Consider the following 23,559-nt stretch of genomic DNA (forward strand, 5'->3'; position numbering starts at 1 on the left):
CCTGCCAGGTTATGGCGTGCACGAGCCATTGCGGAGGGGCCGTTAGGCCTCAGCCGGGATGCCGTTCGTCCCGATGCCACTGACCTCCGCCGGCTCGGCGACGAGATCGAACAACCTCTCCACATCCGCGCGCTCGCAGGCCTCGGTGCCGGGCGTGCGCAGCTTCGCCGCACCGGCCGCGATCCCGAACCGAACGGACTTCTCCAGGGGCCATCCGCGCCCAAGGGCCACCGTCATGGCCGCGACCATCGCGTCACCCGCGCCGACGCCGCTCCCGCTTCCCATCGGTACGGCCGAAAACCGAAGGCTGGCATCGCGTGTCGCCAGCAGCGCACCGTACGAACCCAGGGACACCACCACAACTTGCGCGCGACCGAGGTCGATCAGCTCATGGGCGGCGGCGAATTGCTCGGGCTCGGTGGCGAGGCGGCGGCCGACGCATTCTCTGAGTTCCCGCACGCTCGCCTTGAGGAGGAAGACCCCCGAGCTGATGTGCTGCAAGCCACCGCCGGAGGTGTCCAAAACGAGTGGCACGCCAAGTCGTTCGCAGATGTCGGCGACCCGCTGGTAGTAATCGGCCGGCACACCCGGCGGCAGGCTGCCGCTCGCGACGACGAACTCGGCCGATTCGGCCGCGATCCTCAGTTGCTCGAGGCATTGCTCCTGCTCTCCGACCGTCAGCTCCGGCCCCGGCAGGACGAACCGGTATTGCTGGCCGGTGCTGGTTTCGTTGACGGTGAAGCTTTCCCGCGTCTGCGCACCGATCGGAATCCGCCGGAATGGCACCTCGGCATCGCGCAACAGGGTCGTGACAAGGCCGCCGTGCGAGCCGCCCGCAGGAAACACCGCCAGCACCGAGCCGCCCAGCACCCGCGCGATCCGGGCGACGTTGATGCCCCCTCCGCCGGGGTCGTAGCGAGTCGCGGAGCAGCGCAGCTTGTCGGTCGGGTGCACGACGCCGACACTGGTCGTGATGTCGAGCGCCGGGTTCATGGTCAGCGTCACGATCTGCGCTCGGCCCGTGCCCCACTCGGTTGGCGTCTCCATTTTTCGCTGACTCCCGTTTGCGGCCGCTCTGGTCATCACGCGCGAATCGCCGCGATCTCGTTGACCTTTGAGAAGTTCATCCGACCGGCGCGGCGGGCGGTAGGGACAGAAGTCCCGGGCTCGCGGGCCGTTCGTCGGCTCACCTCTTGCGGCGCAGCTCGGCCATGTAGGCCATCACCCTGTTGAGGATGAGGCCGTAGACGTCGCCGTCCTGGGTGAGCCGCACCAATCCGCGGTGGCGGAGAAAGCCGTCGAGGCGCTGGTCCAGGCGCCAGTCGAGGTAAGTGTCGCCGGCATAGGGCGAGTGCAGGAATTCGTACGCGAGCTCATCGACGTCGGCGTCGGTCAGCGACGGGCATCCGTCCGTGGTGGAAGGCATTTGTCCGCTTATTCGCTTCGGGCCTGATTCCGGATGGCGGCCTGCATGGCGGTAAAGCGTGACCGCGCCCGCTCGTCGGCGGCCTGCTGCTCGGCGGCCGTGACGACGATGGCGTCGGGGCCGGGGAACACGGTCGTCTCATCGCCGGTGGCCAGCCACCGAACCCGGTAGGGCGGTGCACCATCCGGCGAGTGCACCGAGGTGATCAGCCCGCGCAGGTCGGGCCGACCAATGGTGGCGCTCTTGATGACGAGCCAGTCGCCCGTGTCGGCGATCATCCTGGTCTCCCTTCGAAAATCCTGATTCGCAACCGAATTCGCATCAGCCGCGCATTTCCAAGACGTCGCTTATCGGCCGGCGCGGCGTCGGGTCCGGCTGGCCCTTGCCGACGGGCGCGGTGCCCACCCGGATCAGCAGTTGGGGAACCGCCTCGGCATCGGATACGAGCTCCCGGATCATCTCGCGACTGGCCGGCAGCTCCGTCACGTGCGTCACGGTGCAGGTCGCCAGCCCGGCCATGGTGCACTCCAGCAGAATCGCCGAAAGCGCCTGGCCGCAACGGAACGCATCGGCGCGGGCATCCCCCGGCGTGGACAGGGCGAGGACCTTCGCGTGATCGGGCGGAACGGCGGAGCTCGTCCGGGCGCGCGGGTCGGCGGGAAACCGGCGGTTGACCTCGACGGTGCGGGGCTGCCCCTCGTTCACCAGCGCGGCTTCGGGGATGCCGTCGTCGTGCCTGCCCGGCGCTGTCCACCAACGCAATTCGTGGTGGTAGACGTCGTCGTAGCGGCGCAACGCCTCGTTCAGGCGACCGGCTTCCACCAGGCGCGGCCGCGCGTCGTCGGCCAGCACGTCCAGGCTGACCAGGTCACCGTCGACGGCGGTGCGCAGCACTGGCTCGAACGACGCCCAGTCCGGCGGTGCGCCGAACGGGCGCCGGTCGGTCCTGCGGCGCAGGATCGCCGCCACGCGGTCTCGCCGGCCCGCCGCGACGTAGTCGGCGGAAACGAAGTCGACCGACGCCAGGTGGTCGAGGTTGTTGGGGTTGGGGAACTCGTCGGTGTGGGTGCTCCACCCCTCGGCGGCCATCGCCACCCGGAAGTGGTCGAGCACCGCGCCGCAGCTGATGATCGACTCGCGGCCCGAGTTGTCGGCCGAGGGCACCACCCGGCGCGGATCGCTGAACAGATCGACGGTCGGTCCGGCGGCGACCCATCGCCACGGCTGGCTGTTGTGCAGCGAGGGTGCCCGGCAAGCGAGCTCCACCGCCCTGCTGAGCACTTTCGAGTCGACCATCGTCGGGGTCATCGCTCGTCGCCTCTCCTCTCCTACCTGGACCCTCGGGCATCCGGGCGGCCCGCGCCAGGGTCCTTGGTCCCCAGCGTCGGGTCATTGGGCCCGTGGGCCGAATGATGACCTTTGTCTCTATTGCGCCGTTGTGGCGAAGCAAACGATGAAGGCGACCAAGCAAACCGAGGACCAGCTATGGATGTCATCCGCAAAACGGCCGCCGATTGTTCCGTTCCGCCGAACCTCACCGACTACGAGCGCGGGCGCGCCCGATTCGACTGGTCCGATGTGCCGAATCTGTGCGAAGGCATGGGCCCCGGCCTGTGCAACATCGCCTACGCGGCGGTCGACCGCCACACGGCGGGGCCGGCCGCGACGCGCACGGCCCTGCGGTTCGTCACCGACCGGCCGTGGGACGGCGTGATCGCCACCCACGACCTCAGTTATGGCGAGCTCGGCCGGCTGTCCCGGCGGTTCTCCAGCGCGCTGCATTCGCTGGGCATCAACAAGGGCCATCGTGTGTTCACCCTGATGGGCCGCAACCCCGAGCTCTACATCGCGATGCTGGGCGCGCTGCGCAACGGCAGCGTGGTGTCGCCGTTGTTCTCGGCCTTCGGACCCGAGCCGATCGCCACCCGGATCAACATCGGACAGGCCGACGTCCTGGTGACCACCCGCGCGATCTATCAGCGCAAGGTCGCCAAGATCCGCGATCGGCTGACGTCGCTGCGGCACGTCTTCGTGGTCGACGACGGCCAGGGCGGCGGCGTGCCGCCGGGAACGCTCGACTTCTGGCACTGGGTCGACGCGGCCGACGAAAACCCGCCGATCGAACCCACCACCGCCGACGACCCGGCCTTGCTGCACTTCACCAGCGGGACCACGGGCACCCCCAAGGGCGCCATCCACGTGCACGGCGCCGTGGCGATGCACTACGTCACCGGCTTGTACGCGCTCGACCTGCACCCCGACGACACCTATTGGTGCACAGCGGATCCCGGCTGGGTGACGGGCACGTCCTACGGCATCATCAGCCCGCTGCTGCACGGGGTCACCTCCATCGTCGACGAGGCTGACTTCGACGCCGAACGGTGGTATCGCATCCTGCAGGACCAGGCCGTGTCCGTCTGGTACACCGCGCCGACCGCCATTCGGATGCTCATCAAGTCGGGACCGGAACTGCCCGCGAAATACCACTTTCCGCGGCTTCGCTTCGTCGCCAGTGTGGGCGAACCCCTCAACCCGGAAGCGGTCTGGTGGGGAAAGCGGGTGCTGGGCTTGCCGATTCACGACAACTGGTGGCAGACCGAGACGGGCGGGATCATGATCGCCAACACTCCGGCGTTCGACATCAAACCCGGCTCGATGGGCCGTCCGCTGCCCGGGGTGGAGGCATTCGTCGTGCGCCGCGGCGACGACGGGTCCGTCGAGGTGATCGACGAACCCGGCGTCGAGGGCGAGCTCGCCCTCAAGCCCGGCTGGCCGTCGATGTTCCGCGGTTACCTGAACGCCGAAGAGCGATACCGCAACTCGTTCGCGAACGGGCTGTACCTCAGCGGAGACCTGGCCAAGAAGGACGCCGACGGCTACTTCTGGTTCGTCGGGCGCGCCGACGACGTGATCAAGTCCGCGGGCCACCTGATCGGGCCGTTCGAAGTGGAGAGCGCGCTGACCGATCACCCGGCGGTGGCCGAGGCCGCCGTCATCGGCATACCGGATCCGACCGTCGGTGAGATGGTCAAGGCCTTCGTCACGCTGAAGAACGGTGTGGTGGCCGACGAAGACCTCCGACTCGAATTGCTGGGCCACGCCCGCAAGCGGCTCGGGGCGACGGTGGCGCCCAAGGAGATCGAGTTCGCCGATTCGTTGCCGCACACCAGCAGCGGCAAGATCATGCGGCGCCTGCTGAAGGCGCGGGAACTCGGCCTGCCCGAGGGCGACACCTCCACCATCGAACAACATCCGGTCCGCCAGGCAGAAGGAGTGCCGTCATGACCGATACGAAGTTGGCCCACGAGCTGTTGTCGGACATGGTCCGGGTGCGGCGCATGGAGGAAAAGTGCGCGGAACTGTACAGCGCGGCCAAGATTCGCGGGTTCCTGCATCTCTACGTCGGGGAGGAAGCGGTGGCCGCGGGGTCGCTGCGTGCGCTGGCCCACGATGACGCGGTGGTGGCGACCTATCGCGAGCACGCGCACGCGCTGCTGCGCGGCATTCCGATGACCTCGATCATGGCCGAGATGTTCGGCAAGCAGGAGGGCTGCTCGCGCGGCCGCGGCGGGTCGATGCACCTGTTCGACGCGTCGAAGCGGTTTTACGGCGGAAACGCGATAGTCGCGGGCGGCCTGCCGCTGGCGGTGGGCATCGCCCTGGCCGACGCCATGCTGCAGCAGAAGCGGGTGACCGCCTGCTACTTCGGCGACGGCGCGGTGGCCGAGGGCGCGTTCCACGAGTCACTGAACATGGCGGCGTTGTGGAACCTGCCGGTGCTGTTCTGTTGCGAGAACAACCTTTACGCGATGGGAACCGCGCTGGATCGCGCGCAGTCGCAGACCGATCTCACGGTCAAGGCCGCCGCCTATCGGGTGCCCACGCTGGCCGTCGACGGCATGGATGTCGAGGCATGCCACACCGCCGCGCAGGAGGGCGTCGATCACGTCCGGGACACCGGAGGCCCGTTCTTCATCGAATTCCGCACCTACCGATTCCGCGCGCACTCGATGTTCGACCCCGAACTGTATCGGGACAAGGGCGAAGTCGAACGGTGGCGCGAGCGCGACCCGATCCAGGCGTTCACCGAGAAGTGCGTGGGCGACGGCACGCTTTCCGACGCCGACGTGCAAGATATCGAGGATGCGGCCGCCGCCGAGATCGAGGCCGCCGTCGCGTTCGCCGAGGCCGGAACGTGGGAGGACGTGGCGGATCTCGAACGCGACGTGCTGACGCCGGGGACGGCGCGATGAAGACCAGCTACCGCACCGCGGTGCACGACGCCATGCGCGACGCGCTGCGCGACGACGAGCGCGTGGTGGTGATGGGGGAAGACGTCGGACGCTACGGCGGAACGTATGCGGCCTCCAAGGGCCTGCTGGAAGAATTCGGTCCCGACCGTGTGCGGGACACCCCGCTCTCGGAGTTGGGCTTCGTCGGCATCGGGATCGGCGCGGCGCTCAACGGGTTACGCCCGATCGTCGAAGTCATGACGGTGAACTTCAGCCTGCTGGCGCTCGACCAGATCGTCAATACCGCTGCGGCCCTGCGTCATATGTCCGGTGGGCAGTTCTCCGTGCCGATCGTGGTGCGCATGGCGACGGGTGCCGGGCGCCAGCTCGGCGCGCAGCATTCGCACAGCCTCGAACCGTGGTATGCCCACATCCCGGGCATCAAGGTGTTGGCGCCGGCCACCGTCGAGGACGCGTACGGCATGCTGGCGACCGCCCTGGCCGACCCCGACCCGGTGGTGATCTTCGAGCACGTTCAGCTCTACAACGCCTCGACCGATGTCGACGCTCTGACCCCGACCGAGATCTCGCGGGCGGCGGTCCGCCGCGCGGGCGGCGACGTCACCCTGATCACGTACGGCGGCAGCCTGCCGAAGACGCTGGACGCCGCCAACGAGCTGTCGCTGGCCGGAATCGACTGCGAGGTAATCGATCTACGCGTGCTCCGACCGCTCGACGAGGACACCATCCTGGACTCCGTCCGCAAGACCCATCGGGCGGTCGTGGTCGACGAGGCCTGGCACACCGGCAGCCTGGCCGCGGAGATCACCGCGCGCGTGATGGAGGGCGCCTTCTACGACCTCGACGCGCCGGTGTCGCGGGTGTGCAGCGTCGAAGTGCCCATGCCCTACGCCAAGCACCTGGAAGAGGCCGCGCTCCCCCAAACCCCGAAGATCGTTGCCGCCGTGCAGAGCCTCTTCGGAGACGGGTCATGATCGAATTCAAGATGCCCTCGCTCGGCTCGGACATGGACGAAGGCACCCTCAACGAGTGGCTGGTCAAGCCCGGCGACAAGGTGACCCGCGGCCAAGTCGTCGCGATCGTGGAGACCACCAAGGCCGCGGTCGAAGTCGAATGCTGGCAGGAGGGCATCGTCGAGGAACTCGTGGTGCCGGTGGGCGAAACCGTCCAGGTGGGAACCACATTGGCGACCCTGACGGCGCCCGGCGAGCAGGCCGAGAAGCGACCCAAGCCCCGGCAGGCGCCCAAGGCGGCCGCCAAGCCGGCGACCGCGCCGCCGCCGGCGCCGTCGGCGCCCCGGACCCCCCCGACCGCCCCCGGGCGGCGCCGCTGGGTGTCCCCGGCCGCGCGGCGGTTGGCCCAGTCGCTGGCCGTCGACATCGAGGCGGTGACCGGCACCGGCCCGCAGGGCGCGGTCACCATCAACGATGTGGAGCACGCGGCAGCGGCCAAGCCGGCCGCGCCCAAGCCCGTCGCGCAGCCGGGAACCAAGCCGACGGCGGCCGACCGCGCCACGCAGATGCGCAAGTCGATCGCCGCGGCGATGAGCCGGTCGAAGCGCGAGATCCCGCACTACTACCTCGCCGAGGAAATCCGGCTGGAAAAGTCGTTGTCCTGGTTGACAACCCGCAACGCGCAGCGATCCATCGACGAGCGGGTGCTGCCAGCCGTACTGCTGCTGAAGGCCGTCGGCGTCGCCGCCCAGCGGTTCACCGAGTTCAACGGGTTCTGGCGCGAAGACGGATTCGAACCCGCCAACGGTGTGCACGTCGGTGTCGGGATATCGCTGCGCGGCGGCGGGCTGGTCGCGCCGGCGATCCACGACGTCCCGGAGAAGAAGCTGGACGAATTGATGGACGACCTCACCGATTTGGTGGCGCGGGCGCGGTCCTTCTCGCTGCGGAGTTCGGAGATGTCGGACCCGACCATCACCGTCACCAACCTCGGTGACCAGGGCGTCGATGCGGTCTTCGGCGTCATCTACCCGCCGCAGGTCGCGATCGTCGGCTTCGGCCAGCCGGCCGAGCGGGTCTGCGTCATCGACGGCGGGATCCGCGTCGTCACCACCGCGCAGGCCACCCTGGCCGCCGACCACCGGGCCAGCGACGGGCACCGGGGCGCGCTCTTCCTCGCCGCAATCAACGAGCTGCTCCAGCAGCCCGACCTCCTAGAAAAGTGATGCGCAATGACCAATGAAGACACCCGCGCGGTGGTGCTGTCCGTGCTGACCTCCATCGCCCCCGAAATCGATCCCGACGACATCGCCGACGACGTCCTGCTGCGCGACCAGGTCGACCTGGATTCCATGGACTGGCTGAGCTTCCTGCGTGGGATCCACCGGAAACTGCATGTCGACATCCCGGAATCGGACTACGCGTCGCTGCGGACGCTGGCCGATGTGGTCGGCTACGTGGAAGCCAACGCGTCCAAGGTTTGAGCCGAAAATCGCACAGGGGGTTGAGATGAGGGGCAGGACGCCCGACATCGGCGTGCTCGAAAACGCGGTGCTGTTGGCCTGCCGTGCCCCGTCGGTGCACAACAGCCAGCCGTGGCGCTGGGTGGCCGAGGACGGCGTGCTGCGCCTGTTCGTGGAGCGGCACCGCGCGATACCCGCCACCGACGACTCCGGGCGAGAGGTGATCCTGTCCTGCGGCGCCGTCCTGGACCACCTGTGCGTCGCCATGACCGCCGCCGGCTGGGCGCCGAAGGTCGAGCGGTTTGCGGACCCGGACGACCCCGACCAGCTGGCCTCGGTCACCTTCAGCCCGCTGGAGGACATCACCGAGGCGCAGCGTCGCCGCGCCGAGGCCATCCTGCAGCGCCGCACCGACCGGCTCCCGCTGGGACGCCCGACGTATTGGGAGCTGTTCGAGCCCACGCTGCGCGCCGCCTTCGACGGGGGCCTGGTCACCCTGGATGTGCTCGCCGACGACATGCGCCCGTTGTTGGTGGAGGCTTCGCTGCTCACCGAGGAGCTTCGCCGCGAGGACATCTACTACCACGCCGAACTCGACTGGTGGACTTCGTCTTTCGCACTGGCCGAGGGGATCCCGCCGACCGCCCTGGCGTCCGACAAGGAGAGCTGGCGGGTAGACGTGGCGCGCAGCTTCCCTGTCAGGAGCCACGCCGACCGGCGCGGCGACATCAACGTCGATTGGGCGAAAATCCTTGTGCTGTCGACGCCCGACGACACCAGGTTGGACGTGTTGCGGTGCGGCGAAGTGCTGTCCACGGTGTTGCTGGAATGCACGGCGGCCGGAATGGCGACGTGCCCGCTCACGCACCTGATCGAGCTCGACGAAAGCCGCGACATCGTGCGCGAACTCACCGGCCGGCGCGGCGAGCCGCAAGTGCTGATCCGCGCGGGGATCGCCCCGCCGGCGGAACTACTGCCGGCGGCGACACCCCGGCGCCCGCTGGCGGATGTGCTGCAGATCCGCTAGCCAAAGCCTTTGGTCCCCGGGCCGCGGGACCTTCGGCCGACGCTGTCGGCCGGCCGCCGCAATACCATCGACGGGAGCGCTGCCGATGAAGGGGATGACTGATGTCGCTGATCGATGATGGGGTTTCCATCCTGCCGGTGAACGAATGCTGGGACCTGATCGCGGGCGTGACGCTGGGCCGCCTGGTCACCAGTGTGGGCGGGCAGCCGGAGATCTTTCCGGTCAACTACGCCGTCCAGCGCCACACCGTGCTGTTTCGCACCGCGGAGGGCACCAAGCTGGTCAGCACCGCGATCAACAACCGGGTGCTGTTCGAGGTCGACGACCACAATGTCGCCGAAGGCTGGAGCGTGATCATCAAGGGCGTCGCGCGCTCCCTGCGCACCAACGAGGACATCGAGGAAGCCGAACGCGCGCAGGTGCTGCCTTGGACGCCGTCGGAGAAATCGCACTACGTGCGGATCATTCCCGAGATCGTCACCGGCCGCCGGTTCCGGTTCGGCGCGCCGGAGGACTGACCCACCGCTACCGCACGACGAGCACGGAGCATTCGGGGTGCCGGAACAACGGATGCCCCTGTGGCCCGACCAACCGCGCGAGCTGGCCGGCCTCGTCGTGGCCGATGACGGCGAGCTGCACTCGCTCGTTGTTGGAGTTCAGGAAGCTGGCGATGGCGTGCTTCGTGGCGATCGGGTAGACGCGCACCTCCGGATAGGGCTGTCGCCACTGCGTTATCCGTCGCTCGAACTTCCCGTCGGCATATTCGGTGAGTTCCTCGGGGCGGCCGCCGAGGATCAGCATGGGAGCCCTGCGCAACTTCGCCTCCGCCGCAGCGCAATTCACGACGTCGTCGTTTCCGGGGGTGTCGGTCATCCGGACGATGACCCAATTGATGTCCGGCGGCGGCCGCTCGGAGCCGGTCCGCAACACCACGACCGGACAGTGGGCCTTCTCCGCGAGCTCGGTGGCCGTCGAACCGACGATGGAGCGCGCGTAGCGTCCGATGCCGACGCAGCCCACGCAGATCATCTCGGCCCGGGAGGACGCCTCGATCAGCACCGAGCCGGCGGGCCCCCGCGGCACGTCGGTTTCCACCTCGACACACTTGCCGGTGGCCGCCACCGCCGCTTCGGCTTCCTGCAGCGACTTCTCGGCGTGCGCGAGATCGCGTTCGTAGTCTTCGGGAGACTCGTGCGTCGGCTTGACAACGGATATGAGACGCAGGGGTGCGCCGCGGGTGATCGCCTCGTCGACGGCCCATAGCGCGGCGGCGATCGCCGCAGACGAACCGTCGATCCCCACCACGATTGGTTTCACCGTCCGGGCCTCCCTTCGTTCCCTGTCGCGCGGGCCGACGGCCCACACGCGCCAAAGACCAAAACTGTCAACTTGTTTCGACCGAGGAGCGGACCGGCTCCAGCAGGGTGAGTCGCTCCGCCCGCCGCTTGATCGCGAGCAACAACGCGCGCGTCCCGAGCGCGATCAGCGGCCTGGCCAGTTCGAGGACGAACACCTCGCCGGGGTAGCGCAACGCGATCCGGGCACGCGCCAGCAGTCGGACGCGGTCCTCCCAGTGCGGCTGCACGTTTAAGGACAGGACCACATTCCAGTGCGGATCGGACCGCATGGCATGGAGCACGACGTACTTTTGGGGCACTATTTCCGCGACACGCAATGTCAGCCCGTCGGGTAACCCCAGCCAGCCCTCGGGCGCCAGGCGGACGACATCCCCCACCCGCAGGGTATCGCTACCACTTTGCCCGACAGGGCTTTTCATCCCCGCATTGTCGTACCGCTCGCCCCGATCCCGCCCCAACCGCAGCAACCAGGACCAGACGACGGGTGTGGTCGCGTCGATGTCGACCGCTTCGGTGGTCTGCACCGCCGGATCTCCCACCAGGGGGTCGCCCGGAAAGCGCATCTGCGACTCGGCCTTGGTGGCGCCCCAGTTGCGGTAATACCTGCGCGCGCCGTAGAGAACGGCGAGCAGCGCGGTGGTCCGGGCAATCCGCTTCGTCGTGTTGGCCATGGCGCCAGTGTGCGCGGGCCACCCGACCCCTGCGAGGGTCCTTGGTCCCCGGTGCGCGCGCCGATGTGCCCTGCGCGCTAGCCGGCCGGGGTGATCAGGCCGTAATGCCCGTCGTAGCGGTGGTATAGCACGCTGGCGCAACCGTGGTCGGCGTCGATGAAGAACAGGAACGGTAGGCCCAGCAGGGCAAGCCGGTCGGCGGCCCCCTCCTCGGTGAGGCACGGCAGCGGTTGTGCGCTGACGGTCACGGGCAGCGCGTGCTCGCTCACCCGGTCGGCGAACTCCGGGGCCGCCAACGCAAGGCGGTAGCCCGTCGCCCCGGCGCGATACAGCACGCCTGCGATGCCCGTCCCTTTCTCCGTGAACAGGTGAAAGTCGTAGTCGAGCGAGTTCATTTCGTGGGCGGCGTCGTCGAGGGTGCACGCCGCCATCGTGAACGACTTACGGCGGATGACCCGGCGCTCGTCTGCCGGACGGGGGAAGTAATTTCCCCGGTGCGCCGGCTCGGAATCGTGCCGCCATTCGTCGTGGCCGGGCGCCGGGCGCTCGCCGCGGCGCGCCTCCCAGTGTGCGGCCGTGCGTTCCAGCCGGCGCCGCAACCGCGCCGCGAGGAGGTCGACCGCCTCGTGCGCCGTGCCGGCCTGGACCTGGGCGCGGACCGGCCGGCCGTCGACATCGAGATTGGCCTGCGCGACGACGGGCCGCCGCACCGCCGGATCGCGGTGCCTGGTCAGCCTGACGCGGGCGTGCAGCACCGGTCGGCTCGCGAACCGCGCGAGTTCACCGATCTTGCCGCGCGCGTATTCGGCGGCCGAGGGCGGCTCGTCACGCAGGGTGACCTGGACGTCGACATGCTGTGCCGATTCAGTCGTTTCAGACATGCCTAAAGTGCTACTCACCGAACCGGTTGCGAGACAGGGCCGAAGGTCACCGGACCGGGACGTTGGCGGCGGTCGTGCAGCCAGAACGAACGGAGGTCCTCACCGGTCGTGACTTCGGTCCCTATCGAGCCGCCCGGCGAGCTACTGAAATGGGGTTGTGACTGCGACAATGCCCGCAACCCAGCGACGCAGAAATGCATCCATCGTCGGCGCGGAAGTGATCGTGCTCGAGTCGCATCCGGCGTGGATTTCGGTGCGGCGATACGAAGCTGAGTTGCTTGAGTCGATGCGCCGGCATCCGTCGTCGATGGCCCGTCCGTGACTCGTCTGACGGCCGCTCGGCGGTTGCTGGCGCTGTCGGCGACCGTCCTCACGCTGTGGGCCGGCGCGCCGGGCATGGCGGCCGCCGATAGCGGGCGCCCGCAAGCCAAGCCCGAGGAACGCGCGGCGGCGCTTATCCGGCCGTCCATCATGTATCTCGCCGGCGAGGGCTACGGCCTGGTCCGATTGCCGAGCGGCGAGATCCTGTCCCAATTCGGGCGGGGCTCCAGCATGCCGTTCCTGGCCACCTGGAACTGCACGGCCTTCGTCGTCAACCCCGACGGGTGGGTGGCCACGGCGGGTCACTGCGTCGATCCGGCGAGCGCCACGGAACTGATCCTCAAGCGGGCCGCCACCGAATATCGGAGCGAGTTTCCGGACGCACCCGAGTCGAGCGATCCGGCAACCACTTTGGAGTGGCTGGGCAAGAACGCGCGGGTGGAAGGCGATTCGCCAGGCCAGGGTCCCCACGTCAGCGTCGCGCTGATGTCCGGCACGGGAACGAAACTCGCGGACAAGATGGTCGCCAACATCGTTGATTTCCGGCCCCTCGGAAAGGGCGACGCCGCGCTGCTCAAGGTCGCCAAGCGCAACCTGCCGTCGTCCGAACTGGCCACCGACGCCGAGGTCACCATCGGGACGCCCGTTCTCACCGTCGGCTACCCGGAGAGCACCCAAAACGTCACCGGCCCTTCGCTGGACCCCACCTACAAGAGCGGCAAGGTCAGCAAGAAGTCCATCGCCGGGTCGAACCCCGCCTACGAGATCGACGCCGCGATGACCGAGGGCATGAGCGGCGGGCCGACGATCGGGCTGAACGGAAAGGTGGTCGGCCTGAACAGCTTCGCCCCCGCCGGCGAATCCCAGCCCTTCAACTTCATCGCCCCGGCCGACGGCGTGGCGGCGATATTGGCCGCCAAGGGCGTCAAGCCGATGCTGGGACCCGCCGACCGGTTCTATCGCAAGGGGCTCGCCGACTTCTATGCGGGTCACTACACCGATGCGATCGGCGAGTTCGATCAGACGCTGGCGATGTCGCCCGGCTATCCCGGGCTGGACGATTTGAAGACGACCGCGGTCAATCTGCGCCAGCAGTACGGGGACGCCTCGTCGCTGAGCGGGAAGAATCTGTTGGCCTACATCGTGATCAGCGTGGCCTCGGTGATCGCCCTGGGCGCCGGACTGACGTTCTTGGGGCTTCGGCTGCGGCGGCCGCGCGGTCCGGCACCCGAGGCTCAACCGCTTCGCCTGATGCCCCGTGAATCGGGCGCCGACGAGCCGCACTTCTGCGCGCATTGCGGGGCCGAACATCATCGCAGCGAACTGTTCTGCCCGAATTGCGGCAAGCGCATCGAGGTTCCGGCGGCGGCGCGGGGCACGGGGTTGATCTCTTGACCGATCACGCGCCGCGATGAGCGCGGAACTCTCCACGAGATTGGCGACCCCGTTCGACGACGCGGTGGCCCGGACCCGAGAGGCGCTCTCGCGGAGCGGTTTTGGCGTGGTCACCGAGATCGACGTCAGGGCGAAACTGCACGCTCAGCTCGGCGTGGAGATGGAGGACTACCTCATCCTGGGGGCGTGCGATCCGGCGCTGGCTTATCGGGCGATCAGCGTGGATCGCGAGATTGGGCTGCTGCTGCCGTGCAACATGCTGGTGCGCACCGACCCGGGCGACCCGGGCACGGTGATCGTCGAGGCGATGGATCCCGGACTGCTGGTCGAGGTGACCGGCGAGCCGGCGCTCATCAGCATCGCGGCCGAGGTCACCGAGAACCTGCGTGCCGCGATTGCGTCGCTGACCGAAAGCGATTGATCTCGGCGGCCACCATGTCGATCACCAGCGGCACGGCGCGCGCGACCGTCGGAGTGAGCCCGTCGCCGGCGCCGGTGTCCGCCGCCTCGACGGCGAAGACCACCACCGCGCCCGGCACCCGCCCGAGCACCCGAGCCAGCGCGTGGGTGTCGCCGATATCGACGCTGTGCGAGCTCAACCCCTCGGGCTGGTCGGGCACCTCGTCCAACTGATATCGATGGATGCGACCCGGGTTGGCGGGCGTGGCGATCGCCGCGTCGACGATCACGGCCAGCCCCGCCCCGGTCCAGGCCTCGAGAAGGGCCGTGGGTTCCGCAACATCGGTTTTCACAACGACATTCGGCCACACGAGGTCGCGCAAAGCCGTGGCGACGGCGACACCGACGCCGTCGTCGCGGCGGTAAGGGTTGCCGAGGCCGACGACTACGACCCGTCCAGCGTCGCCGGTCATCCCCGCTCCACCGTCAGCGTCAGGAAGTGCGCCGAACACGAAATGCACGGGTCGTAGCTGCGGATCAGCTGTTCGCACAACCCGGTGAGCGCGGCGTCGTCGAGCGCGAGGTTGCCGGAGACCAGCCGGGCCAGGTCCGCCTCGATGGCCCCCTGATTCTGCGACGTCGGCGGAATCATCGTTGCGGCCGACACCAGCCCGTCCTCGTCGATCCGGTATTGGTGGTACAGCAGGCCGCGGGGCGCCTCACTGACCCCGTGGCCGACGCCGGCGCGAGCGGGGACGGGAACGAACGGGCGCGCCGGGCGCTGGTATTCATCGATGATGCGCAGCGCCTCTTCGAGCGCGTAGACGACTTCGACGGCGCGCACGACGATGCTGCGGAACGGGTTTCGGCATTCGCCCGCCAGCCCGGCGCCGGCCGCCGCCGCAGCGGCGATCGGAGACAGCGCGTCCGCGTTCAGCGAGTACCGCGCCAGCGGACCGGTCAGGTAGCGACCCCCGTCGAGCGTGGCGTGCAGGGCGGTGGAGTGCGGCAGCTGTGATTCCGCGACGTGGTCGGTGAACTCGGCCACGCCGAACGCCGGACCGGCGCTGCGTGCGATGACACCGTTCTCGATCGGATACCGACCCGCCGCCGTGAGCGCCAGGAACTCGTGGTCGAGCTCGAGATCGGGGAATTCGAATCCGGACACCCACTCGACCGTCGCCACGGCGTCGTCCAGCGCGCGACGCAACAGCTCTTGGAGCGGGGCGAATTCGGATCGCGTTGGGACGGAATAGAATCCACCCAGGCGGACGTTGACCGGGTGGATCGCCCGGCCGCCGACGAATTCCATCAGCCGATTGCCCGCCTTCTTCAGCGCCAGCCCCCGCTCGACGACCTCCCGGTGGTCGCGCGCCATGCCGACGATGTCGTCGTAGCCGAGGAAGTCCGGCGCGTGCAGCAGGTAGATGTGCAGGGCGTGGCTGTTGATCCACTCGCCGCAGTAGAGCAACCGCCGCAGCGCGACGAGCTCGTCGTCCACCTGAACCCCGCAGGCGTCCTCGATGGCATTGCAGGCGCTGACCTGATAGGCGACCGGGCAGATGCCGCAGACGCGCGCCGTCAGGTCGGGCGGTTCGGTGTGGGCGCGTCCGCGCAGGAACGCCTCGAAAAACCGTGGCGGCTCATAGATGTTGAGCTGCACGCTGCGCAGTTCCCCGTCCCGCAGGGCGACGTGGAGCGCGCCCTCCCCCTCGACGCGGGTCAACGCGCCGACGCTGAGGGTGCGCTCGGAGGAATTCACTGCTCGCTCCGTTCGGCGGCGAAGGTGGCGACGTTGAAGGTCGAGAACACCCGGTCGACGTCGCCGTCGGACATGCCGTCGCGGCGCAGCAACGGAATCAACGTCGCGGTCCGCGGGGCCGCCGACGGGCCGAAGCAGCCGTAACAGCCCCGGTGATGGCTGGGGCACAGCGCCCCACAACCGGCGTGGGTGACCGGGCCTAGGCACGGAATCCCCTCGGCGACAACGACGCACGACACGCCGCGGAGTTTGCACTCGGTGCACACCGTCTTGGCCGGCACCCGCGGTTTGCGCCCGATCAGCAGGGCCGCCAGCGTGTCGAGCAGCTGGCCGCGGTCGATCGGGCAGCCCGGCAACTGGTAGTCCACCTTGACGTGCGCGGACGCGGGCGTCGACGTCGCAAGCGTGTCAACGTATTCCGGCTTGGCGTAGACGACGGAGGCGAATTCGGCGATGTCGGCGAAGTTGCGCAGCGCCTGCACTCCCCCGGCCGTCGCGCACGCCCCGATGGTGACCAGCACCTTCGATTGCTGCCGGATCTCCTGGATGCGTTGCTCGTCGTGCCGGGTGGTGACCGAGCCCTCGACCAGCGACACATCGTAGGGGCCGGCGACGACCGCGCTGGAGGCCTCGGCGAAGTTGGCGATCTGCACCTGGTCGGCGAGGGTGAGCAGTTCGTCCTCGCAGTCCAGCAGGGTGAGCTGGCAACCGTCGCACGAGGCGAACTTCCACACGGCCAGGGTCGGTCGGCTCATCAAAGCTCCTTCACCCGTAGCAGCGGACCGGCGACGTCGAAGCCGACCACCGGGCCGTCGCGGCACACCAGCAGCGGCCCCAGCTGGCAGTGACCGCATATCCCCACCCCGCACTGCATGTTGCGCTCCAGTGACACCCGGATGTCGCGCGCCGCAATGCCTTTCGCGAGCAAAGTTTCCGCGCCGAACCGCAACATCGGCTCCGGGCCGCACAGGAACGCGGTGGTGCGATCGGGTTCCAGGGCGAGCCGCCCCAGCGGCTCGGTGACCATGCCGACCTCGCCGTGCCAGCCCGGCGTCTTGGCGTCGACGATCAGGTGCAGATCGATCTGCGGGTCGTGCGCCCACTTTTCGAGCTGAGCTGCGAAGACGAGGTCGGCCTGCGACCGGGCGCCCACCACCAGCGTCAGCTTGCCGTAGCGGGACCGCTGCGCCAGCGCTCCGAGTATCGCCGGGCGCAGGGGGCACAGGCCCACGCCCCCGGCGACCATCACCAAATCCCGTCCCTCGGCCTCGGCGAGCCCCCAGGTGGTGCCGAAGGGGCCGCGGACGCCGATGATGCTTCCCGGCTGGGCGTCGTGCAGCGCCCGGCTCACCGCGCCGACCGCGCGGATCGTGTGGGTGATCGATCCGTCGGTGACGGTGGGATCGCCGCTGATGGAGATCGCCGCCTCGCCCACGCCGAATGCGTAGAGCATCATGAACTCTCCGGGTTGCGGAGCCCGCAGCACCTGGCCGAGCGGTTCCAGGCACAGGGTCGCGGAGTCGGGGCTTTCGACGGTTCGGCTGCGCACCCGGTACGGGTTCGGCGCCATCACCGCTGTGTCCGCCACGTCAATCATCGCGGGCCATCTTGTTCATTTCCTCGGTGATGTCGATCCCGGTGGGACACCAGGCGATACAGCGCCCACAGCCGACGCACCCGGACATGTCGAACTGGTCGTGCCAGGTGCCCAGTTTGTGGGTGATCCAATGCCGGTACCGCGAGGCGCCGGACTGGCGGACGCTGCCGCCGCCGTGGATGTAGGTGAAGTCGGGCTCGAAGCAGGACGACCAGTGCTGCCAGCGCTCGGCATGCTCACCGGTGAGATCGCTGACGTCTTCGGTGCTGGTGCAGAAGCAGGTTGGGCACACCATGGTGCAGTTGCCACAGGTCAGGCAGCGGCTGGCGACCTCGTCCCACTGCGGCGACTCGCGCGAACGGACCAGCAGGTCACGCAGATTCACCTCGGGCATCTGGCGGCCCATGCGCTGCGACGCCGCCTGCACCGCGGCACGCGCGTTGCCGATCTCCGCGACGTCGGCGGCCCGGTGCGCGACGGCGGCGAGCACGTCGGCGCCGTCTTCGGTGCCCACCTCGACCAGGTAGGTCACGACGTCGTCGTCGACCCGCTCGGTCAGCGCCAAGTCGTATCCCGGTCCGGCCGCGGGGCCGGTGCCCATCGAGGCGCAGAAGCACAGCCCGCCGGGTTCGGTGCAGTTGACCGCGATCACGAAGATCTGTTGATGCCGGCGGACGAAGGAGTTGTCGGCGAACTGGCCGCGGCCAAGGACCCGGTCGAGCGTCGCGATCGCGGCCAAGTCACACCCACGCACCCCGAGGAACGCGTACCGCGGCAACTCCTCGTCCGGTTCGGATTCGGTGAAGCCGTCGCGGCTTCCGGACCACAGCCGCCGCCGTGGCGGGTGCAGGAACTGCTTCCACGACTGGGGCCCGGACGAGTGCCCGAACGCCGCGTCGTCGTCGCGCGCGCGCACCCGATAGTGCCCGGGAGCCACGTCGACGCCCCACCCGCGCGGCAGGTCGTCGGCCGACTGCAGTTGATCGAGCACGATCGCGTTGTCCCGCAACGTCGGGCCGATGACGCGGTACCCGCGCTCGATCAGGACCTCGACCAAACGCTGCAACCCGGCGGTGCCGAAGGTTGCGGCACCGGACTGCCCGTCGTTTCCGCTCATGGCTTACGAGGTCTCCGCGAGGAGTTCGATGTCGCGCTCCCACAAGGCATCACGCGCGCGATCCAGCCGGTACCGGACGACCGCCACCAGTGCCGCCATCGCCATCGTCACGCCCAGCGCGGCCACCACCGCCACGCCGATCGCCTCGGCGGCGGCGAGCCACGTCGGGGGCGGCTGCACCACCGGATTGCCGCCGGCGTCCACCCAGATGTCGACGGTTCCGCCGGCCTGGACGCGCTCGGACAGTTCCAGCGTCCCGCCGCGCTCGCCGTTGGGGCCCGGCCACTTCGCTTGTGCGACAGTCACACCAAAGTCCTCGGCGCGCGCCTCGTCGACGGTCGCCACGACGCGGTGCCGTTCGCGCGCCTCTTGGGTGTAGACCTTGTCCCGCGCGCCATAGGTCGTCGCGCCGATCACACCGGCGAGAGGGACGCCCAGCAGCGACACGACGATCGCGACCAGCACGACCATCGCCTCGATGCGGTCGGAGCGGCGCAGCAACGGGTTACGCCCGAAGATGCGGGCCACCCGCCAGCAGCGAGGGTCGAGTCTGAACGCCTCCATTACGTATCCCTCCACGCCGCAATCGTTTCGGTGAATTCGCCGGGTCAGTGCGCGGCCTGGTGCTCGTATTCGGTCATCCACTCGACGAACTCGGAGAGCTCGCGCCGGGGCGTCGCGGGCAACGGGTCCGCGTTGATCGGCGCCCAGCCCACCCGCAACAGCATCTGCGGATAGTTGCTGTCGCCGAAGATGTCGGATTGGACCGCAGCGCGCCTTTCGGGAATTTCCAGCGGTTCGGTGACCGGACAACTCGCCAGCCCCAGGGATGTCGCGGTGAGCAGCACGACGCTGGTCGCCTCGCCGGCGCGCAGCTGGGCCAGGCGGTCGTCGTTGCGGGTGCCCAGGGCGACGACGACCGCGTTGTCCTCGGCCGCCGAAGATTCCGCCGGCATGGGCAGCACCGGCCCGGCGAAGAACCGGCCCGGAATCTTCGCCGTCGGGTCCGGTGCGGGTGTGTTGCGCGCGGGAACGCCGGCCACCGACGCGTAGCGGCCGCTCCACGCCGTGAGCTCGGCGAGATAGTCCTGGTTCAGGTGATCCCGCACGGATTGAGCGACGATCTCCCGCAAATTGTCGAGGTCTTCGACCTGGCACAGCGTTACCCCGCTGCGGGCGGCGCGCGCCGCCATCAGGGCGACATCGCCGACCGGCACCGGCCAGGAGCTGTAGTAGCGCCGGTCGGTTCGGCGGCGCGGTATCGCCGCGGCCAGCGCGATGTCCACCGAGTCGGCGCGGTGTGGCGAAAGTTCGATTGCCGCAAGGTGACTGGGGTCGGCGGGATTGGGGAACCGGGTCACCTTGGACAGCCACCCGACCGCCGCGAGCGCGACGACGCAGTGATGCAGGGCCGCACCGCAACTCAGCATCAGGTCCCGACCATCGGGGTCGATGTTGGGCAGCTGCCGGCTCTCGTCGGAGTACAGGTGCAGGCTCGACGCGTCGACCCGCCACCGCCAGGGTTGCGTGTTGTGCACCGAAGGTGCCCGCGCGGCCAGACTCAGGACGGTCCGGACCGTGCCGGCATCCGGAAAGCGGGTGTTCATGGCGGTGGTTCCCTTCGGTATTGCGTCGTCCATCCACGATGGCCGATTGCCGCCGCCCCCGACGAGGGCACGACGGCACTAGCGCAAAGGACTTTGGGCCAATCGCGCAGCTAGACGTCAGTCGTGCCGCTGGGCATGCGGCGGCTCGGCGGCGGAAGGGCCGTTGGTCACCTGCTTGCGCGACGCCAGCGCGCCCGCGATCGACGCGGCCGCGATGGTCAGCAAGGCGCCGAACATCAACGCGGACGCCTCGCCGGCGACCAGGAGGTGTTCCTCGGTGCCGATGGTCGCCGCGGCGACGGGCACACCCAGCTGGGCGGCCGAGAGCACCGCGAGGGTCAGCGGTTGGCCGAGCAGTCGGCCGGCGGCGTGCGCCAGCACGGCCCCCAGGCCCAGGCCCGCGCCGAGCAGGATCAGTTTCGGGTGCGCGCCCAGCTCGCGCACCTGCAGCGAGGCGCCCAGCCAGACGAAGAACAGCGGGCTGAAAAACCCTTCGGTGATGCCGAACAGCTGCCGCGCCAACCGTCGTGGTTCGCCGACCATCCCGACCACCAGGCCCACCGCGAAGCCCGCCAGCATCACGGACACGCGCGTGCTGACGGCGAGCGCGGCCAGCGCGAACAGCACGATGAGGTTGGTCCGCAATTCCAGCGCGAACCGGTGGCTTTCGGAGTAGACGTGCATGCGGCGGCGCCAGCCCTTGGCGTCGGAATGGCGCATCACCACGAACACCACCGCCGCGCAGCCCGCCACCGCCAGCGCGCCCAGCGCGGCGGTGCGCGCGTGATGCAGGTCGATCACCAACGGCAGCAAGACAATACAGGCGGCGTCCGCGACCGCGATCTGGGCGGTGACCGCGACCACCTGCGGCCCCCGCAGCCGCAGGGAATCGATCACCGGCAGCGCCAGCGCCGCCGACGACGACGCCATCAGGACCGCGTACATCGCCGCGTGGCCGGTGCCGAACGCCACCGCCAGGCCGACACCGAGTGCCGCCGCGGCGCCGCCGGCCAGCGCCGCCCGCCCGAGCGCCTGGGGTAGTGACGAGCGCAGCGCGCCGGCGCGGACCGGGACGTGGGTGCCCACCACGAACATCACCAGCGCGAAGCCCACGTTGGCGAGCAGCTGGAACGTCGGGTTGGTGACGTCGACGACGTTCAAACCGGTGCGGCCGACGACGAGGCCGGCGATCAGCTCGCCGATGATCACCGGAATCCGCAGCCGCGGCAGCGCGGCCAGCAAGGGGCCGGCCAACCCGATCGCGGTCAGCAGCGCCAGGGTGTGGAAGCCAAACCCCGGCACGTCAGCGGTCCCTGCGCGCCAGCACGAGGACATTCTGCATTCTTCGCGGCGCGGTTCTAGGGATTGATCGTGTTATCCCCGACCTGTCGGCCCCACACGTACTCGATCGCATACGGCGATCCGGTGTCGAGGTGGTTGTACGGCGCGATGCTGTTGCCGGTGTCCATCACCAATTCCGGTGCGGGCCAAAGGTGCCGGGTGATGGGCTGCCAACAGCCCGGGGCGCCGCCCGGCCCGCCGCGCGCGTTGACCCGCGGCAGGTTCTCCGGATAGGTGTACGGGTTCGGCGCGCCGCCGACCACCCCGGCGAGCCCGCCGACCAGGCTGGCGATGGTGGCCACCGCCGACACCGGGTTGGCCAGCAACCCCAGCCCGGACAGCGCCTCGGTGTTCATGTTCAGCGAGTAGCCGTTGAAACCGCCTTCGGAGGCACCGGTCAGCGGCACCACGTCGTGATAGTTCTTCAGCGTGCAGTAGATCGCCGGGCTGTAGGTGTCCAGCAGCTGCGCGGTGGGCACCAGGTCTTGCGCCCCGCGGGCCAGGTACGGGCCGCCCCGGTTGAAGATGTCGGCGCCGGTGTTGCCGAACCCGGCCGCCGACAACAGCGCCTGGTCCAAATCCTTCTGCTGCGCGTTGATGGTCCGCGAGGTGACCACCGCGTTGTTCAGGAAATCGATCAGGTCGGGTGCGGCGTTGGCGTAGGTGTCGCCCAGCCCGGCCAGCTGCTGAATGTCGTGGCGCGCCTGCGGCATCTGCGGATTGACGTCATCGAGGATCGCATTGGCGTTGACCACCGACTGGCCGAATCTGTCGCCCAGCCCGGTCAACGCCTGGGCGGCCGCGCTCAGCGTCAGGTTCAGCTTGACCGGATCCACCTTCTCGTTGATCGACACGATGGTCTGGAACAGCGTGTTGATCTCAGTGGTCACCGACCGCGCGTCGATCACGGTGTGCGAGTTGAGCTTCTGCGGCGACGGGTTCTTCGGCGTCGTCAACGACACGTACTTGCCGCCGAACACCGTGGTCGCCTTGATGTCGGCGTTCACGTTCGACGGGATGAGCGACAGGTACCGCGGATACACCTCCAACGTGAATTTGGCGGCGGGCCTGCCGTCGCGCACCGTCTCGGAGATGTCGCCCACCCGGCCGATCTCCACGCCGTTGTAGGTGACCTTGGAGCCCGGGTCCATCACCAGGCCCGCCCGCGACGCCAACATGGTCAACTTCGTCTTCGCGGTGAAGCCGCCGCGGAATTGCACGTACACCAGGGTGAAGATGATCGCCAAGATCAGCAGCACGGCAACGGCGATCCACCGGTACGGCGGGAGTCGCTGGGAGTTCACCTGCACCGGGGAAGACGTCGTCAACAGCGCCCCTCACCTCTGGGCCGCATCCCAGTGTTGCGGCGGACTTTCCCCCACCGGGGCTCTGCACACACATGCAATAACGAAGTCCACAGAATGTACCTTGGGCGGCCGGCGTCGTGCGAACCGGCGTTCGCAGAATTGGCGGCGGCGCAGTGCGTTAGCGTCATCGGCGTGACTGTCAAAGACATCTCCCTCACCACCCTCGACGGCCGGCCGACCACGCTGGCCGAACTGTCCGACGGTGCGACGCTGGTGGTCAACGTGGCCTCCAAGTGCGGCCTGACTCCGCAATACACGGCGCTGGAAAAGCTCGCCGAGGACTATCGCGATCGCGGCCTGACCGTCGTCGGCGTGCCCTGCAACCAGTTCATGGGGCAGGAACCGGGCACGGCCGAGGAGATCCGGGAGTTCTGTTCGACGACGTACGGGGTGACGTTTCCGCTGCTGGCGAAGACCGACGTGAACGGCGACGACCGCCACCCGCTGTACGCGGAGCTGACGAAGGCCGCCGATTCCGCCGGGCAGGCGGGAGACATTCAGTGGAACTTCGAAAAGTTCCTCATTTCCCCCGGCGGTGAGGTGGTCCAGCGCTTCCGGCCCCGCACCGAGCCCGACGCCCCCGAGGTCATCAGCGCCATCGAGGCCGTGCTGCCCCGCTAG

At 68.8% G+C, this 23,559-nt stretch carries 26 protein-coding genes; 10 read left to right on the forward strand and 16 right to left on the reverse strand.

Features of this window, described 5'->3' with window-relative positions:
• Positions 1 to 42: 42 nt before the first annotated feature.
• The 4 genes from A5730_RS07215 to A5730_RS07230 all read right to left on the reverse strand — a co-directional run bounded on the left by A5730_RS07215 (position 43) and on the right by A5730_RS07230 (position 2,734).
• A complete protein-coding gene (locus A5730_RS07215; RefSeq protein ID WP_067897582.1) occupies positions 43 to 1,047 on the reverse strand; it encodes a 1-phosphofructokinase family hexose kinase in 1,005 nt (334 codons plus the stop codon).
• A gap of 139 nt (positions 1,048 to 1,186) precedes the next feature.
• Positions 1,187 to 1,426, reverse strand: coding sequence for a hypothetical protein (locus A5730_RS07220; RefSeq protein WP_055402079.1), 240 nt, complete (start codon positions 1,424 to 1,426; stop codon positions 1,187 to 1,189).
• 8 nt (positions 1,427 to 1,434) lie between these two features.
• Complete coding sequence (locus A5730_RS07225) at positions 1,435 to 1,704, reverse strand: DUF1918 domain-containing protein (RefSeq protein ID WP_067897585.1); 270 nt, start codon at positions 1,702 to 1,704, stop codon at positions 1,435 to 1,437.
• 43 nt (positions 1,705 to 1,747) lie between these two features.
• On the reverse strand, positions 1,748 to 2,734 hold the full coding sequence (locus tag A5730_RS07230; RefSeq protein WP_067897588.1) for an NAD(P)H nitroreductase: 987 nt from the start codon (positions 2,732 to 2,734) through the stop codon (positions 1,748 to 1,750).
• A 177-nt stretch (positions 2,735 to 2,911) separates the two neighbouring features.
• On the opposite strand from A5730_RS07230, the gene acsA reads away from it, so the two are divergent.
• The 7 genes from acsA (at position 2,912) to A5730_RS07265 (ending at position 9,640) form a co-directional block, all read left to right on the forward strand.
• A complete protein-coding gene (acsA, locus tag A5730_RS07235; protein WP_067897591.1) occupies positions 2,912 to 4,711 on the forward strand; it encodes an acetate--CoA ligase in 1,800 nt (599 codons plus the stop codon).
• Positions 4,708 to 5,679 carry a pyruvate dehydrogenase (acetyl-transferring) E1 component subunit alpha gene (gene pdhA, locus A5730_RS07240; RefSeq protein WP_067897593.1) on the forward strand — a complete coding sequence of 324 codons (972 nt, stop codon included), beginning with the start codon at positions 4,708 to 4,710 and terminating at the stop codon, positions 5,677 to 5,679. The genes acsA and pdhA overlap by 4 nt, the downstream gene beginning before the upstream one ends.
• Entirely contained in the window at positions 5,676 to 6,653 is a 978-nt protein-coding gene (locus tag A5730_RS07245; RefSeq protein WP_067897596.1) for an alpha-ketoacid dehydrogenase subunit beta, read from the forward strand. The genes pdhA and A5730_RS07245 overlap by 4 nt, the downstream gene beginning before the upstream one ends.
• Positions 6,650 to 7,858 carry a dihydrolipoamide acetyltransferase family protein gene (locus tag A5730_RS07250; RefSeq protein ID WP_067897599.1) on the forward strand — a complete coding sequence of 403 codons (1,209 nt, stop codon included), beginning with the start codon at positions 6,650 to 6,652 and terminating at the stop codon, positions 7,856 to 7,858. The genes A5730_RS07245 and A5730_RS07250 overlap by 4 nt, the downstream gene beginning before the upstream one ends.
• Positions 7,859 to 7,864: 6 nt before the next feature.
• Entirely contained in the window at positions 7,865 to 8,116 is a 252-nt protein-coding gene (locus tag A5730_RS07255; RefSeq protein WP_055402065.1) for an acyl carrier protein, read from the forward strand.
• A 25-nt stretch (positions 8,117 to 8,141) separates the two neighbouring features.
• Positions 8,142 to 9,122 (forward strand): NAD(P)H nitroreductase, encoded by a 981-nt coding sequence (locus A5730_RS07260; protein WP_082946737.1) that lies wholly within the window; start codon positions 8,142 to 8,144, stop codon positions 9,120 to 9,122.
• Positions 9,123 to 9,223: 101 nt separating this feature from the next.
• The gene (locus tag A5730_RS07265; protein WP_067897603.1) at positions 9,224 to 9,640 is read left to right on the forward strand and encodes a pyridoxamine 5'-phosphate oxidase family protein; all 417 of its coding nucleotides are present in this window, start codon (positions 9,224 to 9,226) and stop codon (positions 9,638 to 9,640) included.
• Between the two features lie 7 nt (positions 9,641 to 9,647).
• Here the strand turns inward: A5730_RS07265 and A5730_RS07270 are convergent, their stop codons facing one another.
• The 3 genes from A5730_RS07270 to A5730_RS07280 form a co-directional block, all read right to left on the reverse strand.
• Positions 9,648 to 10,439, reverse strand: coding sequence for a universal stress protein (locus A5730_RS07270; protein ID WP_067897606.1), 792 nt, complete (start codon positions 10,437 to 10,439; stop codon positions 9,648 to 9,650).
• Positions 10,440 to 10,506: 67 nt separating this feature from the next.
• Positions 10,507 to 11,151 carry a hypothetical protein gene (locus tag A5730_RS07275; protein ID WP_067897609.1) on the reverse strand — a complete coding sequence of 215 codons (645 nt, stop codon included), beginning with the start codon at positions 11,149 to 11,151 and terminating at the stop codon, positions 10,507 to 10,509.
• A 77-nt stretch (positions 11,152 to 11,228) separates the two neighbouring features.
• Positions 11,229 to 12,032 (reverse strand): sigma 54 modulation/S30EA ribosomal C-terminal domain-containing protein, encoded by an 804-nt coding sequence (locus tag A5730_RS07280; protein ID WP_067897611.1) that lies wholly within the window; start codon positions 12,030 to 12,032, stop codon positions 11,229 to 11,231.
• 318 nt (positions 12,033 to 12,350) lie between these two features.
• Here A5730_RS07280 and A5730_RS07285 point away from each other — a divergent pair, with 318 nt between their 5' ends.
• Both A5730_RS07285 and A5730_RS07290 read left to right on the forward strand, forming a co-directional pair.
• The gene (locus tag A5730_RS07285; RefSeq protein ID WP_067897614.1) at positions 12,351 to 13,748 is read left to right on the forward strand and encodes a trypsin-like peptidase domain-containing protein; all 1,398 of its coding nucleotides are present in this window, start codon (positions 12,351 to 12,353) and stop codon (positions 13,746 to 13,748) included.
• A 16-nt stretch (positions 13,749 to 13,764) separates the two neighbouring features.
• Positions 13,765 to 14,169 carry a DUF302 domain-containing protein gene (locus tag A5730_RS07290; protein ID WP_067897617.1) on the forward strand — a complete coding sequence of 135 codons (405 nt, stop codon included), beginning with the start codon at positions 13,765 to 13,767 and terminating at the stop codon, positions 14,167 to 14,169.
• Here A5730_RS07290 and A5730_RS07295 read toward each other — a convergent pair.
• The 9 genes from A5730_RS07295 to A5730_RS07335 form a co-directional block, all read right to left on the reverse strand.
• Positions 14,120 to 14,620, reverse strand: a complete 501-nt coding sequence (locus A5730_RS07295; RefSeq protein WP_067897620.1) for a hydrogenase maturation protease — start codon at positions 14,618 to 14,620, stop codon at positions 14,120 to 14,122. The two genes, A5730_RS07290 and A5730_RS07295, sit on opposite strands and share 50 nt — an antisense overlap.
• A complete protein-coding gene (locus tag A5730_RS07300) occupies positions 14,617 to 15,909 on the reverse strand; it encodes a Ni/Fe hydrogenase subunit alpha (protein WP_067897622.1) in 1,293 nt (430 codons plus the stop codon). Before A5730_RS07300 ends, A5730_RS07295 begins: the two co-directional genes overlap by 4 nt.
• Positions 15,906 to 16,664 (reverse strand): oxidoreductase, encoded by a 759-nt coding sequence (locus A5730_RS07305; RefSeq protein ID WP_055402122.1) that lies wholly within the window; start codon positions 16,662 to 16,664, stop codon positions 15,906 to 15,908. The genes A5730_RS07300 and A5730_RS07305 overlap by 4 nt, the downstream gene beginning before the upstream one ends.
• Positions 16,664 to 17,479, reverse strand: a complete 816-nt coding sequence (locus A5730_RS07310; protein WP_082946743.1) for an FAD/NAD(P)-binding protein — start codon at positions 17,477 to 17,479, stop codon at positions 16,664 to 16,666. The genes A5730_RS07305 and A5730_RS07310 overlap by 1 nt, the downstream gene beginning before the upstream one ends.
• Before the next feature lie 19 nt (positions 17,480 to 17,498).
• On the reverse strand, positions 17,499 to 18,623 hold the full coding sequence (locus A5730_RS07315) for a 4Fe-4S dicluster domain-containing protein (protein WP_067897628.1): 1,125 nt from the start codon (positions 18,621 to 18,623) through the stop codon (positions 17,499 to 17,501).
• A gap of 3 nt (positions 18,624 to 18,626) precedes the next feature.
• Positions 18,627 to 19,187, reverse strand: a complete 561-nt coding sequence (locus A5730_RS07320) for a hypothetical protein (protein ID WP_067897631.1) — start codon at positions 19,185 to 19,187, stop codon at positions 18,627 to 18,629.
• A gap of 44 nt (positions 19,188 to 19,231) precedes the next feature.
• Entirely contained in the window at positions 19,232 to 20,230 is a 999-nt protein-coding gene (locus A5730_RS07325; RefSeq protein ID WP_067897768.1) for an NAD(P)H nitroreductase, read from the reverse strand.
• A gap of 117 nt (positions 20,231 to 20,347) precedes the next feature.
• The gene (locus A5730_RS07330) at positions 20,348 to 21,532 is read right to left on the reverse strand and encodes a cation:proton antiporter (protein WP_231994647.1); all 1,185 of its coding nucleotides are present in this window, start codon (positions 21,530 to 21,532) and stop codon (positions 20,348 to 20,350) included.
• Positions 21,533 to 21,588: 56 nt separating this feature from the next.
• Positions 21,589 to 22,881: an MCE family protein gene (locus tag A5730_RS07335; RefSeq protein WP_067897637.1), complete on the reverse strand. Its 1,293-nt coding sequence runs from the start codon at positions 22,879 to 22,881 to the stop codon at positions 21,589 to 21,591.
• A 189-nt stretch (positions 22,882 to 23,070) separates the two neighbouring features.
• Here A5730_RS07335 and A5730_RS07340 point away from each other — a divergent pair, with 189 nt between their 5' ends.
• Positions 23,071 to 23,559 (forward strand): glutathione peroxidase, encoded by a 489-nt coding sequence (locus A5730_RS07340; protein WP_067897772.1) that lies wholly within the window; start codon positions 23,071 to 23,073, stop codon positions 23,557 to 23,559.

Origin of the sequence: Mycobacterium sp. ACS4054 (genome assembly GCF_001667275.1) — a bacterium.
In the GTDB taxonomy this organism is placed as follows: Bacteria; Actinomycetota; Actinomycetes; order Mycobacteriales; family Mycobacteriaceae; genus Mycobacterium.